Below are 17301 nucleotides of genomic sequence, written 5' to 3' on the forward strand. Positions count from 1 at the left end.
TTCAGTCGTCGATGGCGGCGTAGATCAGTGCGCGGAGTTTCGCGTGATCGTCCAGTCCCGACGCAGGGATGACTTGAGTGAAGTAGACCACGACCAGATCTTCCGCCGGATCGACCCAGTAGGTCGAGTGATAGGCCCCGCCCCAACCGAACTCACCGTAGGAGCCGGGCAACCCGCCGGCGCCGATGTTGAGCTTTACGCTGAAACCGAGCCCGAAGCCGGTGCCGTCTGACCATGGGAATTTTACGCCTTCAGGCAGGTGATTTACCGTCATGAGTTCCACGGTTTTGCGGGAGAGGATCCGGTGACCCTCGTGCACCCCCTGGTTCGCCAGCATTTGCAGAAACACGGCGTAGTCGCGAGCGGTAGAAAGCAGGCCGGCCCCGCCGGAAAAGCTCTGCCGCGGGCCGTCAACGTAGTGACCCTGGCCGGTCATATGACCGGGAGCGGGCGCGCGTTCGAGGGATCCGTCGCTGGTCGCTGAATACACGGTGGCGAGTCGACCGCGTTTGGTCTCCGGCAGGTAAAAATGGGTGTCACTCATGCCGAGCGGATTCAGGATGCGCTCTCGCAGGAAGGTCGCCAGATCTTGACCGGAGGCGACTTCGATGACGGCCCCGAGGATGTCGGTATTGTAGCCGTAGACGAATTTGCTGCCGGGTTGAGCGGCGGCGGGCAGCGGGGCGATACGGGCGATAGTGTCGCGAATCGGCTCTTCGCGATCGGCGAAATACCATCCTTGCATACCAGCGTCGCGCCACATGTCGCGGCCCGGGCCATTGCCGTAGTCGTAGCCGGAGGTATGGCGCAGGAGATCGCGCAACGTGATCTTCCGTTGGGCGGGCACCACTTCGTAGCGGGCGTTATCATTGGCCACGGCGACGGTGGTCTGGGCAAACTCCGGCAGGTAGTCGGCGAGGTCGTCATCGATGAGGAGTTTGCCCTCTTCCTGGAGCATCATGATGCCCACGCTCACAAGGGCCTTGGTCTGCGAAGCAATGCGGAAGATGGCGTCCTCACGCAGGGGGACTTCCTGCTCGATGTCGCTCATACCGTAGGTCCCGAGGTGCGCGACTTTACCATGGCGGGCGACCAACACGACTGCGCCCGGCAGTCGGCCTGCGGACACGTAGTCCTCAAAAACGGTATCGAGCCGCCGCAGGCGTTCGGCCGATAAGCCGACTTCGGCCGGAGCCACCTGATCCATGCCATGAACCAGCGAGGAGGCGGCGGCCAGAATGAGGATAACGAGAGCGCGCAAGGCGGGGAAGAGGCGAGGGGAAGGCTTCATCATGGGGTGTGACCGAACGCACACCAAACGATGACGACGCTCAAGAAAACGATGCTAAACTCGCCGAACGCCCTTCCTCTCGGTTCGCGTTACCTGAGCGCGGCGCTCGTATACTGCGGCAGCGTGTCCATTGAGCCCGGAATTTCGGGAGGAAGCGCCTCGTAAACGGATAAATTAATAGCGGAAGCGTATGATGAATAACGCGATGCAATGCAGGTCGGGATGTCGCGTTGGTCACCGTATATGCAGCATTCGTCACATGAAGCGTGTGCATAATGGATAGAAATACCTAGGTGATACATCCCGTTTATAAGTGGTTTTTGCGCTTCGGTGGAGACATCGGAGCAACCAGACCGAGCGGTTCCTTCCTTCGCTACTCCCATGAAAAAACTAGTCCTGCTTCTCTCTCTCGGCCTGTGGGCCGCGTTGCCCATTCGGGCGGCTGACACCGTCGAACTGCTTCCCGGCAAGATTTCGGGTAGTATCACCCTCTCGACTGAAACGGTCAAAAATGGCACGATCTACGCCAACGCCACTGACGGCTCGGGTCAGGCCAGCACCTCGTTCACCGGTTCCGAATACTCCCTCGTCGTGCCGGCGGGCAAATCGTGGAAGCTGACCCTCTACGTCTACCCCGAAGTGCCGAGTGGCGCTTCCGGTTACATCTACCTGAACCTGCCGGAAGTGATCGGGCCGGTGGGCGCGGAGGAGACCGTCACGCACGACTTGCCGATCACGTCGGCGCGCATCGTGGCCGACGTGCAAGTCGCCAATGGCACACTGACGAGCATCCCCACGCTGCAGGCCAATGGCAACTCCGGCACCAACCCGGCCACCTCGTTCAACTTCTATGGCCAGAACCTCGATTACGCCGTGGTGCTGCCGATGAACAACGTGTCCATCTACGGCTCGGTCAAGGTCACCAGCGCCGACAACGTCCTCTCTGCTCAGTCGTTGACCAGCCAGTCGCTCAACGTCGGTGCCGCCGGGATAACGGCGACATGGAACATCGACGCCGCCTTTGCGGCCGGTGCCATTCAAGGTGACGTCAATTTCACCGGATCCGCCACACCCAACAGCAACACCACCTACCTTTACAGTTCCTCGGGTGGCAGTGCCATCGACACCAATTCGCTGTCGGGCAACGGCAACTACCAGTTCAACAACCTCGTGCCCGGATCGTATCGCGTTTACAACTACGCCTACTTTACCAACTCGCAGCTCTACATGTATACCAATGCGCCTTCCGTGGCGGGTAGCATCACGCAGTTGGATTTCGCGGAAACCGTTTCATTCGCGCAGGTTGATCTCAACCCGACGGGCTTCCTCACGCCGGACAAGATCACCGGCGGTTACGCCTACGGCAACTGGACGGCTCCCAGTCCCAACCCCGATGGCGTTTCCCGCTCGGTCTACGCGAACTTCGATACCACCGCCAAAAACTTCAAAGGCGTGGTGACACCGGGTGAGTGGAAATTCAGCCAGATCAACATCAATGGCTACGACTACTCCCAAGCCGGGATTTACATCTCCTACGCCATGGGAATCTACGATTACACCCGGGCCAACCAGGGCGTGACCTTTGCCGGCGGGGTGGACCAAGTGCTGCCGAGCTTTGACTTCGACACCACGCAGACCGAGCTGACGTTTGACGTGGTCGAAGCGGCTGATGCCACCAGCGAGACCCTGATCAGCAACGCCCGTGTCACCGGCTCGGTCGTCACCTACGTCGACGGCTCCCCGCAATACCAGTTGAGCTTCAGCAGCTCCACCTCGACCAGTGCCGCCCAGCCCCGTCAACGCGTGCGGATCGTCGGCGTGCCCGGCACCTACAACGTGCAAACCTACGGCACGGTCGACGGTTCCAGTGTGAGCTTCGGCAACTTCTCCCTGGAACTCAAAGAGCCGCTTCCGACCCCGGTCGGCACGAGCGTCGAGGTCAGCGCCGGCAGTGGCGTCGGTCTCGTGTTTGACGAAGTGACCACCAGCGGAGTGTCCACGGCTTCCCAGCTGCCCGTCGGTCCGGCCCTTCCGGCCGGCTACACCGGTCTCGTTTCCAACGGCGAGAAGGCGTATTACAGCGTGAGCACCACCGCGACGTTCTCGGGTTATGTCGATGTCACCGTCGACTACTCTGCCGACGCCGTGCCACCCGAGCTCGAGTCCGAGTTGACCCTGTTCTATTACGACGATCCCACCCAGACTTGGATCGATGTCACCATCGCGGTCGACGAACTGAACAACCAGGTTCTCGGCACAGCGCCGGAGCTCTCCCTCTTCGCGCTCGGTTTGGCGCACGCTCCCGTCCTCGGTGAAGTCACCGTGCCGACCGAGGTGCTCGTCGACACCGAAGCCGCCTTTGTCGCCACCTTCGCCGACAGCGATCCGGGGGAACAGCACACCGCCACCTTCGATTGGGGTGACGGCACCACCTCCGAGGGCGTCATCGATCCCGCCACCGGTGAGATCACGGGCCTGCACACCTACACCAGCGGTGGTTCATTCAACGCAACCCTCACCCTGACCGACATCACCGGCAAAACCGTCGAACAGGAATTCACCGTCGAGGTGATCGGTGGCGACGATGTCGAACCCGTCATCACCTTTGGTGCCATCGAAGCGTTCGAAGCGCTTTCGGCCGACGGCGCCGAGGTCGAGTTTGCCGTTACCGCGACCGACGAGACCGACGGCGAAGTCACCGTGACGACGTCCGTCGCTTCCGGCACCGTGTTCCCGATCGGCACCACCATCGTGATCGCCACGGCGACCGATGCTGCGGGCAATGAGGCCACCGCCGAGCTCGAGATCATCGTGCAAGACACCACCGGACCCGCGATCACCGCCCCCGACGATGTCACGCTCGAAGCCACGAACGCCGATGGAGCCATCGCTTCGTTCCTCGCCAGCGCGACCGATCTCGTCAGCGGTGAAGTCCCCGTGACCGCCAGCGTCGAGTCCGGCAGCACCTTTGCCGTCGGTTCGACCACGGTCAGCTTCACCGCCACCGACGAATCCGGCAATGAATCCACCGGCAGCTTCAACGTGATCGTGCAAGACACGACCGCGCCGGAGCTCACCACGCCGGCCGACCTCGTGCTCGAAGCGACCAGTGCGGATGGCGCCACCGCGACGTTTGCCGCCGGTGCGACCGACCTCGTCAGCGGTGATCTCGCGGTCACGGCCAGTGCCGCTTCCGGCAGCACGTTTGCCGTCGGCACCACGACGGTTGAACTCACGGCGGCCGATGCGGCGGGCAACACCGTCACGGGCACCTTCACGGTCACGGTCGAGGATACGACCGCTCCGGAGATCGTGAGCCTCACGCCGTCGACCGGCACGCTCTGGCCGGCCAATCACAAGATGGTCGACGTAAGCGTCGCGGCTGAAACGTCCGACGCCGTGGGGGTGGTTTCGACCCGTATTGTTTCCGTCACCAGCAGTGAGTCCGACAATGGCCACGGCGACGGCCACACCCGGGCCGACATCGTCATCACCGGCGACCTCACCGTCAGCCTCCGGGCCGAACGCTCGGGCCGCGGCGATGGCCGCGTCTATACGATCACCGTCGAATCGACCGATGCCGCCGGCAATGTCACCACCGGCACCACCACGGTGGCCGTGCCCAAGAGCCAGGGCCGCCAGTGGAATAAATCCGACAAGTCCGACAAAGGAAACTCCGGCAAGGGCAAGTCCGGCAAAGGCAAGTTCGGCCACAACAATTCCCGCGACCACGACGACAAGAGCGGCAAAACGGGCAATTCCAAGTCCTCCAGGAAGAAGTCCAAAGGCGGGCGGGGCTGATCCCCATCCGTTGGTTCGAGCCTAATCTCGCGCCCCTTAAGCCCGCCCTCACCGGCGGGCTTTTTGGTGGGTGGGTAGGAGTGGTGGTCCTCAGGTGAGTCCGGTTGGAGCTTGTGCCTCGCGGCCGGGTCGGTAGCGAGGAGGAGACTTGCACGACTCACTCACGCTTCGACCGATAGGTTTCATCCGCACGGCGCAGCGCGTGAAGTTCCAAGCCGGTCATCAACCGTCTGCCCTCGGCCGGGAATCGAGCGTGTTGGAGCTCGTGCCGGGGCACGGTTACGATCTCGCGCTGCGCGACCTCGAAGGTTTTTCGCGGGTGTGGCTGTTGTCGTGGTTTCATCGCAACACCACATGGCGACCGCTCGTATTGCCGCCGCGGGGACCGAAGCAACGCCGCGGGGTGTTCGCCACGCGTTCGCCGCACCGGCCGAATCCGTTGGGCCTCACGGCGGCGACCCTGTTGTCGGTCGATCACCGGGCGGGGCGCGTCGTGCTGGGGCCGTGTGATCTGGTCGAAGGCACGCCCATCTTCGACCTCAAGCCTTACATCGCGGCCTACGATGCGTTTCCCGAAGCCGATGGCGGATGGACGGCGGCGGTCGACGCAGCCCTGTTGGCACCGCCGACGTTTACGGTGGGCATCTCGCCCGGGGCCGAGGAGCAGGCCGAGTGGCTGCTGGCCCACTGGGGCGTGGATTTTCGGCCGCGCATGTTGGCATTGCTCGCCCGGGATCCGTCGCCGCATCGCACGCGCCGTATTCGGCGGCGCGGGGACGGGCGCATGGAGATCGGTTGCGGGGCTTGGCGGGGCTATTTCACCGTTGTCGAAAAGCGCGTCGAAATCATCGCACTGGATGCGGCGTATCCCCGCAGTTGGCTACGCGACATGGCGCGCACCGACGTGCCTGATCGCGAGGCGCAGGCGGCGCTGCTGGACCGCTGGCCATCGCCGTATGGCACGGGGGATGAAACCCGAGTAGTCAGCGACGCGGATGAGTAAGGCCTTAACGCAAAGCCGCAAAGGTCGCAAAGCGGCACCGGGCGGGCGTGAGTTCCTTGGCGCTCTTCCGCATCTTTGCGTCCTTGGGTTGAGACGATTTAATGCTTCGAGGCGATTGGCATTCCGGGCGGCTTGGTTTAGCGACAAGTCATGAATCGTTTCCGCTGTTCCACGTTGGTGCTTGGTTTGATGCTCACCCTTTCGGCGCGCGGAGAAGTCGCGGCCACCACGGCCGTGGCGGCGACGCTCGATCGTTTTCACGCCGCCGCGGCGGCGGCCGAGTTTGAGACCTACTTTGATCAGTTCGCACCGGAGGGCGTGTTTATCGGCACGGATGCGACGGAGCGCTGGACGGTGGCCGAATTCAAGGCCTACGCGAAACCGCATTTCGACCGGGGCAAGGGCTGGACTTATCAACCGACTGATCGGCACATCGTGATGAGCGCGGACGGTCGGCACGCCTCCTTCGACGAGTTGCTCACCCATGCAAGCCTCGGCGTGTGTCGTGGCACGGGAGTGCTGCGGCGCATCGGCGACGTTTGGAAAATCGAGCAATACGTGCTCACCATTCCCATCCCCAATGATATCGTCGGCGACGTGGTGAAACGCATCCGCGGCGATTCTTGAACTGGTCGGCGCGGCGCGACGCTCAATCGTCCGAGGTGATCCGGCGGCCGCCGCGTTTGGGCTCGAAGGCTTTTTTGCGCCAGCCCGGTTGGTTGGCGACGGTGCGCGCGGTTTTCCGTGCGACCGGTTTGAGGTTATGTTCCTGGGTGAGCTTCACGTAGTGGGCGTAGCGCTCGGCGGCTAACGCGCCGCTTTCGAGCGCGGTGCGGACGGCGCATCCGGGTTCGTTTTGGTGTCGGCAGTCGGTGAAACGGCACTGGCGGGCGAGCTCGACGATGTCGGCAAAGGCTTCCGCCACGCCGTCCTCCACGTCCCACAGTTGCAACTCGCGCAGCCCGGGGGTGTCGATCAACAGCGCGCCACCGGGAGCCCGCACCAGTTCGCGGCGCGTGGTCGTGTGGCGACCCTTGCTGTCCTTTTCGCGCACCTCGCCCGTGGGCAAAAAGTCGTCGTTGCTGAGCGCGTTGGCCAACGTCGATTTACCCACGCCCGACGAACCCAGCAGGGCCAGGGTCACGCCGGGCCGGGCGAGTTCGCGCAACGGTTTCAGGCCTTGGCGCCGCACCGTGCTGGTGAGCAGCACACGCACGCCCGGCACGAGCGCCTGCACCTCGCGTTGCACGGCTGCGGGGTCGGGATGCACGTCGCACTTGTTGAGCACGATCACGGGCTCGGCGCCACTTTCGCGCGCGGCGACGAGGAAGCGTTGGATGCGAGCCGGGTTGTAGTTGCGATCGAGACCGCTCACCAGCAGCACCGCGTCGATGTTGGCGGCGACGACTTGTTCGATCTGTTCTTCGCCGGCGGCGCGGCGGGAAAACTTGGTGCGGCGCGGCAAGACCGCATGGATATCGACCCGGTCGTCATCGCTGCGGTGGCTGATCGCCACCCAGTCGCCCACGGCGGGAAAGTCACTGGTCTGAGCGTGCCGATGAAAGAAGCCGCCGCGACATTCCCCGAGCCACTCCTTGGTTTCGTCCTGCACCGCGTAAAACTTGCGCCGAAGCTCGCACACCACCCGGGCGGGGGCGTAGCCAGCCGCCGCGTGCGGCGCAAAAGCCGCCGCCCATTGGTCGTTCCATCCGAAGTCGGTCAGCAGGTTAGACATGCGATATCGGCACCATGGTCCCCGCAAGGTGTGCGTGGCAATGGACAATCCATGCGTGGGCTCGACGTCTTATGCACTGTATCATGCCCCCCATGACAACACAGCTCCTTACCGTTACGCCGGCGGTCGTGCGAGCTACTCCCCGCCAAACCCCCGCCGCATCCGTTCCCCGCCCCGCGTGGAATGTTCCCCCCTCCTCCTCCCCCGAAACGCGCTACGACCCCGGTCCCGGGGCCTGGCACTATGAGACCGGCAAACTGGCACCCAAAATCCCTTGGATCGCACTGCTGATTTCGGGCTCGCTGCATGGCCTCGCGATTTTCGGATTCAACGACAAACCGGTGGCCGAAGAGGCCGTCGTTTTCGACGAAGAACTGGCCGTGGTGTTCCTGGAAATGCCGCCGATTGAAGAACTCGACAAGCCCGAGGAAATCTTCGATGGCGATGCCGTGGAACAGGAAGAACTCGACCCCGGGGCCTTCGTGCCGATGCAGTCGGACGTTCCCTCCATTGTAACCAACGCGACCTTCGTCCAACAGCTGGACTTCCAGTCGCTCCTGCCCAAACCCGACTTCGACGCGGCCAAGGTCGTATCGATCCCATCCCGCATCGCTCGCGGTGGGGTGAGTGCCAAGAACATTAAAGACCTCTTCGATCTCAAGGATCTCGACCGGGTGCCGGTCCCGCTGATGCAACAGCCTCCGGTATTCCCCAGTCACCTCAAGGATGACGTCAAATACGCCGAAGTGGTCGTCGACTTCATCGTCGATGCGAAAGGCAAGGTGCCTTGGGCCAAGATCTATTCATCATCACATTCAGGATTCGAGGATGCGGCGATCCTCGGTGTGTCTCGCTGGCAATTCCGGCCCGGGATGAAAGGCGGCAAGCAGGTTGCGACCCGCATGCGTGTCCCGGTCCAGTTCCGGATAGTGGACGACTAAACCCCCGACCACCCGCCACGTGGCACTTGTCAGAACGAGGCGTCGAGTCGCTCTGCGATTCGGCGCCTCCTTCGTTTTAACGACCGCGCGGATGGAATTTTAGGTCGGGCGGTTTCGCCGAAACCGCCGCACACGTTGTCCAGGGCCATGCGGCGGCAACCCACCGTGCGCAAGTATGCGTATTCCGGCACCGCCGCGTTTGCTTTAAAGTGAGCGATCCAGTTTCAGAGGCATCGCTACTCGAGGCGGATTTCCTCTTCGTTTTCGTCCTACAGGCGTGGGACGAGAGTCGAGTCGAGCCGCGCCCCTTCGTGGGGCGCGGCTCATTTTGTTCTTCTGTCCTAAGCCTGTGCCGTTTCGGGCAGCGGGCGGTAGTAAAGAGCGGTGCGACCGACCGTGCTCACGAGGGTGCTGTCGCTGGCTTCCGCCAACTCCGCGAACAGCGCTTCGCGCGCCTTGCGGTCGGTCATGTTGGCGCGGACTTTGATCAGGCCGCGGCGGCCGAGTTGGGCGCAGAGTTCGCGCGTGTTCGTGGCGGTCACTCCCTCGCGACCGACGGTTACCGTCGCTTCGAGTGTTTGGCCTTCACCGCGCAGGGCGCGGCGGTCGGCTCCGGTGAGATCGGGAGTGGTCATGCCCAGCAGCGGAGCCGTTTGCATGGCGGGCGTCAATCCCGCCCCGTGGGCGCTTACCACTGCCACGTCAGGCCGACGCGACTGAAGCGGGGCGTGCCGAGCTCGATTCGGCCACTGCTGTCCCGACGCGTGATCACGTCTTCATCGAAGACATTTTCCACCGCGAGGAAGACTTCGCGACCCTCGCCGAGGCGTTTGGCGATGCGCAGATCGATTGTTGTGACGGCATTGAGCACGAGTGAGTTCTCGTCGTCTTCGAACGCGGCGGACAGGTAACGGCCTTGCACGTTCAGCGTCCAATCCGGAGCCAGCACCCAGCCGGCACCCATCACGACAGTGTGTTCGGGAACCTGCGGCAGCCAGCGATCGGTGGCGGCGTTTCTGGCGTCACTGAAGAGATAGTCAAAACGCAGGCTGAGCGCCGGGTCCGGTCGCCATGTGCCGGTGATTTCCACGCCGCGCACATCGACCTGTTCGAGGTTTTCGCGCCGCCGACCGAGACCGCCCGCCGGCACAAATCCGACGCCCGGAACCACGCCGGGTCCGGTGCCGAGGGTCACGTTGGACACCGCGTCTTCGAGCTCGTTGGCAAACAGGTTAAGTCGCAGGGAAGACGTGGTCGTGGCCCAGGTGGTGCCGACCTCGATGCCGCGCAGGGATTCCGGCGCGAGTTCGGGATTGGCCTCTGTAATGTCACTGCCGATACGAAATGGGCGGTAGAGTTCGTTGAGCGTCGGCACGCGAAACGCGGAATAAACAGCGCCGTGAAAACGCCAGGCGGAGGTGGCTTGCCACACCAACCCGGCGCGCGGGCTGAATTCCACGCCGTCGCGATCGGGCAACGTGTCGCTGCGCACGATGGCGCCGTTGGTGCGGTCGGTCTCGATCCGGTGACCGTCGCCGAGCTGCCACGCGTCGACGCGGGCGGCGAGGCTGCCCCGCCAGTCAGTCGCGAGCACGCGGTCATGATGCACGAACACGCCCGCGATGGTCTGTTCCCCACCGGCGCGACGGTTGCGGATGAAGTCGTCCCCGGAGCGGAAGTAGTTTTCCCGGGTCTCCCCGCTCACCCAACGGGCATCGGCCCCGACGGTGGTGGATTGATCGCGATCGGACCACGTGGCGGTGGTGGCGGCACCGGCGGCATCGGCAGGCACGGCGTATTGGTCGAGCACGGCGATTTCGCTGGCGCGGTCGTCGGCGACGGAGGTGAAGCGATTGGAAAATTCCTGCGTTTGCGCATAGGCGGTGGCCGTCCAATCCGCCGGGCGGCCAAGCAAATCGCGGCGACCGGTGACATGGGCGGAGACGAGCGCCTCTTCGGTGCGGTTGCGTTGCAAAGGCGTGCCGTTACCGCGCTCTTCGCGAAACAGGCGGGCGGTCACGGTGCCGCGCGTGCCTTGCTCGGTCGTGTGCGTCCAGCCGAGTTGCACCACACCCAGATCGAGATCGGTGGAGCGATCGACCGGTCCCGATGACGCGGGGGCAGCGCGTCGGTAACCATCGCTGTGAAGCGCGCGGGCATTGAGGGTAAACGCGTTCGCGCCGTTGACGGTGGTGTGAGCGAGTTCGCCCCCGACGGTGCCGTATTCACCCGCCTCGAACTGTATCCGGGTCATGGATGCGTCGGGGCCGGCGCTGGCCGGACCGAAGAGTTGCACGGTGCCGCCGAGCGCGGCGCTGCCCCAGGTGCTGGAACCGCCGCCGCGCACGATCTCGGCGGCGGTAAGGCTGAGGCGCGGTGCTTTGGTCCACGCGACCCAACCGCCGAACGGATCGTTGAGCGGCACGCCGTCGACCAGCACGAGCGTGCGACCGGCCCCGTTGGGGCCGAGGTTGCGCAGTGAAACGCCCTGGGTGGTGGGGTTGGCCGCGAGGCTCCCTTGGCGGCGGAAAAGACTGAACGCGGCCGAGCTTTTGAGAGCATCGTCGATGCTGAGCGCCGGTGATGCGGCGAGATCGGCCGACGTGAAGACGTCGACGGCTACCGGCAGTTCCGACAACGGACGCGGCGCGCGCGTGGCGGTGACCACGAGCGGATCTAGCACCTGCGCGGCAAGCAGGTGGGTCAGGAACGGGAGGAGACAGAGAGAGAGGCGAGGGCGCACAGGCATCAGACAGGTTGCAGAGGGTAGACCGAGACGTTCACGCCGGATGACATCACGGCGTGATCAGCGGGACGATCCGGCGAAGGAAACCCGTGGTCAACCCAGAGCGCGGTTTCGGCTTGGTCGACGTCAACGGCCGAGATCGCGTAGGGGGGATGCCACACCCGGCCGGACCAGAGCCGGCCCCGGCGTTGCGCGAACAAGCGATACCGCTCCACGAGGAAAAACTCCAACGAGCCCGGAGCGGCCGTGCGAGTGGCGCCGACGGATTCGTAGCGAAAATGACTGACGCCTCCGGTCGCGCGTCGCAGGGAGTGAAACTCGGCCGGACGGTGGGAAGTGGGGAGGCATCCGGTTTGGCGGGCGTGCACGTAGTTGAGGCCGAACAGGCTGCGGGCGAGGATGACGGCGAGCGGCTGATTGCAATCGAGCGCGTAGAACCAAACCCCGGGCCGGCCCCGGGCGTCGTGCACGTAGGTGCGGAGATTGAGTTCCTGAAACCAGGACAAGCCCGGCAGCGGCGGCAGGAACCGCGGCCGCACGGCCCGCATCCAAAATGGCACGATTCCGACCCACGCGTCGCCCTCGAAAGTGTCGACGGTCAGGCCGGCGGGCAACGTGGCCTGGATTGCGGCCGGGTCCCAACGCCAGTGCAGAAAAAGCAGGTCCTGCCAGCGCTGATACATCACCGGGCTGCTCGCGGGCCGGTCGCGCGCCGCGAGACGTTGGTCGAGGTTGGGCGGTGACAACGTCATGGCGCGGGACCCTATGCCATGGCGGTGTTTTTCGCGAACGGTCGATGATGGCTCATGGGTCGAATTGGTCGAGCGGCAGTTCGCGCCACGTGCCGGGGTCGATGCCTGCGAGCGTCAGGTCGCCGAAGCGCTCACGGTGGAGCGTTTCCACGTGCCAGCCCTCGGCGGCAAACATGCGGCGCACCTGGTGGTATTTGCCTTCGACCAACGTAATCTCCGCCGTGCGAGCATCGCGGATGACCAGACCAGCCGGGGCGCACGGCGCTTTTTCGCCCTCGAGTTGCAGCGTGCCGGCGGCGAAGCGCTCGATCAGCCCGGGGTCGAGATCGCGGTCGACGGTGGCGCGATAGACTTTGTCGACCTTGTGCTTGGGCGAGGTGAGGCGGTGCACGAGTTGCGATTGGTCGGTGAGCAGAATCAGCCCGCTGGTTTCCTTGTCGAGGCGACCGACGGTGGTGACCACGGGGTTGCGCGCACGCCAGCGATCGGGGAGCAGTTCGTAGATGAGCGGCCCGTCGCGCGCCTCGTGGGAGCAGACGAGACCCAGGGGTTTGTGCAGCAACAGCAGGAGTCCGTCGGGATGATCGGGCGGTTCGCCGTCGATGAGCACGGTGGACGGGTTGACCTTGGTGCTGGTGTTTTTGGCGGGAGCTCCGTTCACGGTGATGCGACCGTCGGAAACCCAATGCCGCGCATCGCGGCGGGAGCAGTAACCGAGGTTGGCGAGGAGTTGATCAAGACGACGCACCGGGACGTTTTCACCGCTCTCGCCGCGAATGTGAAGCGCTGGTTGCAACGGCGGGTGGTTCGCGTCGTAGTGGTGGGGTTGATGCGTTGGCTTTTTCTCAGCTTCGGATTGCTGCTGCTCGCCTTTGCGTTGCTCACCGTGGTGCGGGCATGGAACACCACGGTTTGGAAAATGGCGATCATCGCCGGGGAATACGGCCACTATTTCGGGTTGTTGGGCATTGTGGTGATATGCGGCATTGTCGCCCATGCGACGGTGATGGAATCTGGCGGAGGCAAGCTCCATTGGTGGTTGTCCGGTGGTGCGGTGGTGACGACTCTGGCGGCGACGGTGCTGTTGTTTTCTCCGTCGGTTTTGGCGGCGATGATCGGGCAGCGACTTCCCGCCAAACTCGCGGCGGCGTTCGGTGGTCGGCCCGCACGCTCCCAGGTGGTGGATTTCGGCGAAATGTTTTGGCGGCGTCCCGCCGTGATCGAGGTGCCGTCTACGTCGCACGTGTTTGCCCATACCGGCACGGCCGATGCGTTGGCTTTGGAGTTTTACCGTCCGCGCGATCCCGCGGCACGTAATTTCCCCTGTGTGGTGGTCGTGCACGGCGGGGGTTGGGACAGCGGCGACAATACCCAGCTGGCGGAGTTCAACCACTGGTTGGCGGGGCAGGGCTACGGCGTGGCGGCGATCAGTTATCGCCTCGCTCCGGCGCACCCGTGGCCGGCGCAGCGGGAGGACACGTTGGCGGCGATCGATTGGCTGAAAACCCATGCGTCTGAACTCGGCCTCGATCCTACACGGCTCGTGCTCATGGGGCGCTCAGCGGGGGCGCAGATCGCGAGCGCGGTGGCTTACGGGGTGCCGGACCCGGCGGTGCGGGGAGTGATCGGGTTGTATGGTGTCTATGACATGGCGTTCGTGTGGTCGATCTCCCGGGAGGACGACGTGCTCAATTCGGTGAAATTGATGAACCAATACCTCGGTGGCGAACCCACCGCGACCAATCAGGCGGCCTACGACAGCGCCAGCGCCCAAGGTCTGGTCGATCCGCGCCAGACCCCGCCGACGCTGCTCATGCACGGCACGATCGACACCCTCTGTTGGGTCAAACACAGCCAACGCCTCTCCGCCCGCCTCCAGGAGGCAGGCGTGCCGCAAGCTCTGATCGAGCTGCCCTGGGCCGTGCACGCGTTCGATTACAATCTCCATGGACCCGGCGGCCAACTCACCACCTACGCCGTTGCATCGTTCCTCGCCGCCGCCGTCGGCGGTGAGAACCAACTGGATCGGTAAAATCAAATTCCGTATCTATATGTAGATCAGTTTCTAACGTCGGTTTGTCACCTAATAGGTGACAAACGGTCGGGAGGGCGGCGCGGCGGGAACGGTGCGGGTTTGTGACCGGGGGATGATCGGGGGATGGCGGGGGGGCGGAGGCGAGCAGTAGATTAGTCTCGGCAGGGTGCGATCGATCTGGGAGGGGTTGGGCGCTTCGGCACCACAACAAGCACTTATGGCTATCTGGGAATACAAAGTAATTAGCAGCGGCAAAGGCGGGTTCGCGACCCCGCAGCTGCTGGAAAATTTTATCAACGAAATCGGTAAGGACGAATGGGAGATCATCGACTACCGACCCGCAGCGGACAATCCGCTCGCCTTCACCGGTCTCGCCCGGCGGAGCACGCAGCGCGATTGGACGCTCGAAGCCGCCGCCGCCGCGCAAGCCAAGGCGGAGGAGGAGCGCCGCCGCGCCGAGGAACGCGCCGAGAAAGCGATCCGCGAGGCCGAGGCCGAGCGTAACGCCGCCAAGGCGGCTCGCGATGGCGAGACGGGACCGCCGACCGACCCTGCCGACGGGGATGACCCCAAACGCGATGACAGCCTGCGCACCTTGCGCGACACCGAGCGCGACGACGATCCCGAGGCCTTGGCCGAGGAGGCCGAAGCCGCCGATGATCTCGCCGATTGGGACGAGATGGATTTGGAGGACGACCTGCCGACGCTGTTTGATGCCATCAAACCTCACTTGCGTCGCAACCAGCAGGGGCCGGGCGAAGCCGCCGCGATCGACTACCTCGCGCGCCGCTGGGATCAGGAACCTTCCGACGTGCTCGGCGCCCTCCAGGAGTGTGGTCTGACCGTCCCGGAAAACGACGACGACGCGCCGGAGTATTTCGATTTTGAGGGCGACCTCTTTTGGCTCAATCGCAACGCCCGCGGTCAGCTCTTCATCAACGTCCGCGAGAAGCCTCGTCCGCGCTTCAAGCCCACGACCCTGCGCAAACTCGATGCGGATGACCCCGCCACCGAGGACCTGCGGGCCGAACACGAAACCGAGCAAAAGAAAAAGCAGGCCGCGCGCGAGGAACGCGAAGCTCGCGAGGCCGAACGCGCCGCGCGTCGCGCCGCCGCTGAAGCCGAGGCGGCCAAGCCGCCGGAGCCGTTGCCTGAAGACCTCACCCTGCTGGATCTGCTCAAGCCCAAGATGCGTCGCAACCGTCGCGGTCCGGGCATGTCGGGCACGGTCGCCTTCCTTTCCAAAGCCCTCAAACACGATCCCGATACCTTGGTCGAAGGCCTCGCCAAGATTGGGCTCAAACTCGCCGAGGGTGAGGACGAGAAGCCGGAATTCCTCGAAGTCGGGGACGAACTTTTCTGGCTCAAAGCGGACAACCGCGGCGGCGTGTGGATCAATTGTCGCGACAAGGACAAGGTTCGGTCGACGGAGAAGAAAACGGACGACCGCGACTCGGAAGACGACGATACGGCCGCGACGGATGCGACCGCCCCGGAGTCAGACGAGGCGGCGGCAGACGCGACCCAGCCCGAGGCGAAGGCGGAGGACAAGGCGGAGAAAATCACGTTTGAACCCGGCCCCAATGCGCTGCCTGCGCTGCGATTGCTGCTGAAGAAAAAGACCCGCGGCAGTGGTGCTTCGGCCGAGGTCGGGGCGCTGGCCCGGGCGTTGGAGAAGCCGGCGGTCGAGATTCTCGAAGTGCTGGTCAAGGCCGGTTTGAGCGTGCCCGATGATGCCGACGAGAAACCCGCGTTTGTGGAGTTGGGCGACGAAATCATGTGGATCAATCGCAACGCCAAGGACGAGTCGTTGTGGCTCAACGCCAAGGCCAAGCCGAAGCGGGGCGCGCGGTCTCGGACCGGAGCGAAGAAAAAGTCCGTCGCCAAAAAAGCCGATACCTCGGATGAGGCACCGGCGGAAGAACCGTCCTGAGTTAAGTTAAGGGACGACGAATGCGGTGATCAACCGGCCGTCGTCCCACCCAACTCGGGTGCGCTTCAGTCGTTTTTGCGGACGATGATGTCGCCGTTCATGGTGGCGACCTGGAGGTCGACGCCACCGCCGTTGAGCGTGCCGCTGATGACCTTGCCGCCGGCCATGGCGGGGATGCTCGGCGGGCGTGGGGCGCGCGGAGCCCGGGGAGCGCGGGGGGCCTGCACATCGACATCGACGCTGACCTTGCGGGCTTCCTTGACGGCGACGCGCACTTCCTCGGCGATTTCGCGGGCGACCTCGGCGGCTTCGCGAGCGACCTCGCGAGCCATCTCGGCAAACTCTTCCCCGGTGTCGGGAGCAAACGTGCGGCCCGAGGTCGTGGTGGTGATGAGCACGTCCTCGTCAAAGTCGGTCATGATGGAGCCGTTTTGGGAGCGAAAGCGCACGTTGGCGGCGGCATCGGCGGGCAGGTGCAGTTCGATTTCGCCGTTCATGGAAGTGAAGGAGAGCGGGCGATTGGGATGCACGGCGGTGAACGAAGCTTCGATTTCGCCGTTCATGGATTCGACAATGGCGCCGCCGCTGAGGTTTTTCAGGTCTACCTCGCCGTTGAGGCCCTTGATGGTGACGTCACCGCCGATATCGGTCACGGTGATTTCGCCGCCGAAGCTCACCTCGAGGTTGAGGTGGGTGTTGTGCGGCACGGTGATTTCGAATTCGGCGGCTTCGCTCCAGTTTTCCAGGCCGTATTCGAGCACGATGTGGTTGTCGCTCTCTTCGAGGGCGAACGACGTGCTGGAGCTGATGACGCGCAGCCCATCGGAGCGCGGGGTGCCTTTGCTGCTGGCGCGGGCATCGGTTTTGACCGTGACCTGGTCGACGTCGGCGCCTTGGACGCGCAGTTCGCCGTGGGCGATGCGCACGGAGAGGGTGCCGGGTTTGGCCGGGTTGGAGAATTTGACCGAGGACTCGGCGGCGCGGGCAGCGCCAGCGATCGCGAGGCACGCGGTCAAAACGGACAAGAGTCGATAATGTTTCATGATTTTAAGAAGGGAAATGAC

Annotated in this window: 13 protein-coding genes; 6 read left to right on the forward strand and 7 right to left on the reverse strand. The window is 64.0% G+C overall.

Annotated elements, in window-relative coordinates; genetic code table 11:
- Position 1 precedes the first annotated feature (1 nt).
- Positions 2 to 1294 carry a serine hydrolase domain-containing protein gene (locus PXH66_RS19905; RefSeq protein WP_330930752.1) on the reverse strand — a complete coding sequence of 431 codons (1293 nt, stop codon included), beginning with the start codon at positions 1292 to 1294 and terminating at the stop codon, positions 2 to 4.
- Positions 1295 to 1672: 378 nt separating this feature from the next.
- Between PXH66_RS19905 and PXH66_RS19910 the strand changes: the two genes are divergently transcribed.
- The 3 genes from PXH66_RS19910 to PXH66_RS19920 all read left to right on the forward strand — a co-directional run bounded on the left by PXH66_RS19910 (position 1673) and on the right by PXH66_RS19920 (position 6722).
- Positions 1673 to 5092 carry an HYR domain-containing protein gene (locus PXH66_RS19910; protein ID WP_330930751.1) on the forward strand — a complete coding sequence of 1140 codons (3420 nt, stop codon included), beginning with the start codon at positions 1673 to 1675 and terminating at the stop codon, positions 5090 to 5092.
- 148 nt (positions 5093 to 5240) lie between these two features.
- Positions 5241 to 6095, forward strand: coding sequence for a tRNA (N6-threonylcarbamoyladenosine(37)-N6)-methyltransferase TrmO (gene tsaA / locus PXH66_RS19915; protein WP_330930750.1), 855 nt, complete (start codon positions 5241 to 5243; stop codon positions 6093 to 6095).
- A gap of 150 nt (positions 6096 to 6245) precedes the next feature.
- Entirely contained in the window at positions 6246 to 6722 is a 477-nt protein-coding gene (locus PXH66_RS19920) for a nuclear transport factor 2 family protein (RefSeq protein ID WP_330930749.1), read from the forward strand.
- Between the two features lie 22 nt (positions 6723 to 6744).
- Here PXH66_RS19920 and rsgA read toward each other — a convergent pair whose 3' ends face one another.
- Positions 6745 to 7830 (reverse strand): ribosome small subunit-dependent GTPase A, encoded by a 1086-nt coding sequence (gene rsgA, locus PXH66_RS19925; RefSeq protein WP_330930748.1) that lies wholly within the window; start codon positions 7828 to 7830, stop codon positions 6745 to 6747.
- A gap of 92 nt (positions 7831 to 7922) precedes the next feature.
- Here rsgA and PXH66_RS19930 point away from each other — a divergent pair, with 92 nt between their 5' ends.
- The gene (locus tag PXH66_RS19930; protein ID WP_330930747.1) at positions 7923 to 8771 is read left to right on the forward strand and encodes an energy transducer TonB; all 849 of its coding nucleotides are present in this window, start codon (positions 7923 to 7925) and stop codon (positions 8769 to 8771) included.
- Between the two features lie 341 nt (positions 8772 to 9112).
- Here PXH66_RS19930 and PXH66_RS19935 read toward each other — a convergent pair whose 3' ends face one another.
- The 4 genes from PXH66_RS19935 to PXH66_RS19950 are packed head-to-tail and all read right to left on the reverse strand — an operon-like array spanning position 9113 to position 13017.
- Positions 9113 to 9430 (reverse strand): YhbY family RNA-binding protein, encoded by a 318-nt coding sequence (locus tag PXH66_RS19935; RefSeq protein WP_330930746.1) that lies wholly within the window; start codon positions 9428 to 9430, stop codon positions 9113 to 9115.
- Between the two features lie 29 nt (positions 9431 to 9459).
- Positions 9460 to 11520: a TonB-dependent receptor gene (locus tag PXH66_RS19940; protein WP_330930745.1), complete on the reverse strand. Its 2061-nt coding sequence runs from the start codon at positions 11518 to 11520 to the stop codon at positions 9460 to 9462.
- Positions 11520 to 12269 carry a YqjF family protein gene (locus tag PXH66_RS19945; protein ID WP_330930744.1) on the reverse strand — a complete coding sequence of 250 codons (750 nt, stop codon included), beginning with the start codon at positions 12267 to 12269 and terminating at the stop codon, positions 11520 to 11522. The genes PXH66_RS19940 and PXH66_RS19945 overlap by 1 nt, the downstream gene beginning before the upstream one ends.
- 52 nt (positions 12270 to 12321) lie before the next feature.
- Complete coding sequence (locus PXH66_RS19950) at positions 12322 to 13017, reverse strand: pseudouridine synthase (RefSeq protein ID WP_330930743.1); 696 nt, start codon at positions 13015 to 13017, stop codon at positions 12322 to 12324.
- Between PXH66_RS19950 and PXH66_RS19955 the strand changes: the two genes are divergently transcribed.
- Both PXH66_RS19955 and PXH66_RS19960 read left to right on the forward strand, forming a co-directional pair.
- Positions 13000 to 14301 carry an alpha/beta hydrolase gene (locus tag PXH66_RS19955; RefSeq protein WP_330930742.1) on the forward strand — a complete coding sequence of 434 codons (1302 nt, stop codon included), beginning with the start codon at positions 13000 to 13002 and terminating at the stop codon, positions 14299 to 14301. The two genes, PXH66_RS19950 and PXH66_RS19955, sit on opposite strands and share 18 nt — an antisense overlap.
- A 220-nt stretch (positions 14302 to 14521) precedes the next feature.
- Positions 14522 to 16237, forward strand: coding sequence for a hypothetical protein (locus tag PXH66_RS19960; protein WP_330930741.1), 1716 nt, complete (start codon positions 14522 to 14524; stop codon positions 16235 to 16237).
- A gap of 65 nt (positions 16238 to 16302) precedes the next feature.
- On the opposite strand, the gene PXH66_RS19965 is transcribed toward PXH66_RS19960, so the two are convergent.
- Positions 16303 to 17280: a DUF4097 family beta strand repeat-containing protein gene (locus tag PXH66_RS19965; protein ID WP_330930740.1), complete on the reverse strand. Its 978-nt coding sequence runs from the start codon at positions 17278 to 17280 to the stop codon at positions 16303 to 16305.
- Positions 17281 to 17301 lie beyond the last annotated feature (21 nt).

Source organism: Synoicihabitans lomoniglobus (assembly GCF_029023725.1).
Classification (GTDB): domain Bacteria; phylum Verrucomicrobiota; class Verrucomicrobiia; order Opitutales; family Opitutaceae; genus Actomonas; species Actomonas lomonigloba.

Bases quoted from the DNA above. Each gene is read 5' to 3' on its own strand.
- PXH66_RS19905 (WP_330930752.1), bottom strand. From the start codon at position 1,294: ATGATGAAGCCTTCCCCTCGCCTCTTCCCCGCCTTGCGCGCTCTCGTT.
- PXH66_RS19910 (WP_330930751.1), top strand. From the start codon at position 1,673: ATGAAAAAACTAGTCCTGCTTCTCTCTCTCGGCCTGTGGGCCGCGTTG.
- PXH66_RS19920 (WP_330930749.1), top strand. From the start codon at position 6,246: ATGAATCGTTTCCGCTGTTCCACGTTGGTGCTTGGTTTGATGCTCACC.
- rsgA (WP_330930748.1), bottom strand. From the start codon at position 7,830: ATGTCTAACCTGCTGACCGACTTCGGATGGAACGACCAATGGGCGGCG.
- PXH66_RS19930 (WP_330930747.1), top strand. From the start codon at position 7,923: ATGACAACACAGCTCCTTACCGTTACGCCGGCGGTCGTGCGAGCTACT.
- PXH66_RS19935 (WP_330930746.1), bottom strand. From the start codon at position 9,430: ATGCAAACGGCTCCGCTGCTGGGCATGACCACTCCCGATCTCACCGGA.
- PXH66_RS19940 (WP_330930745.1), bottom strand. From the start codon at position 11,520: ATGCCTGTGCGCCCTCGCCTCTCTCTCTGTCTCCTCCCGTTCCTGACC.
- PXH66_RS19945 (WP_330930744.1), bottom strand. From the start codon at position 12,269: ATGACGTTGTCACCGCCCAACCTCGACCAACGTCTCGCGGCGCGCGAC.
- PXH66_RS19960 (WP_330930741.1), top strand. From the start codon at position 14,522: ATGGCTATCTGGGAATACAAAGTAATTAGCAGCGGCAAAGGCGGGTTC.
- PXH66_RS19965 (WP_330930740.1), bottom strand. From the start codon at position 17,280: ATGAAACATTATCGACTCTTGTCCGTTTTGACCGCGTGCCTCGCGATC.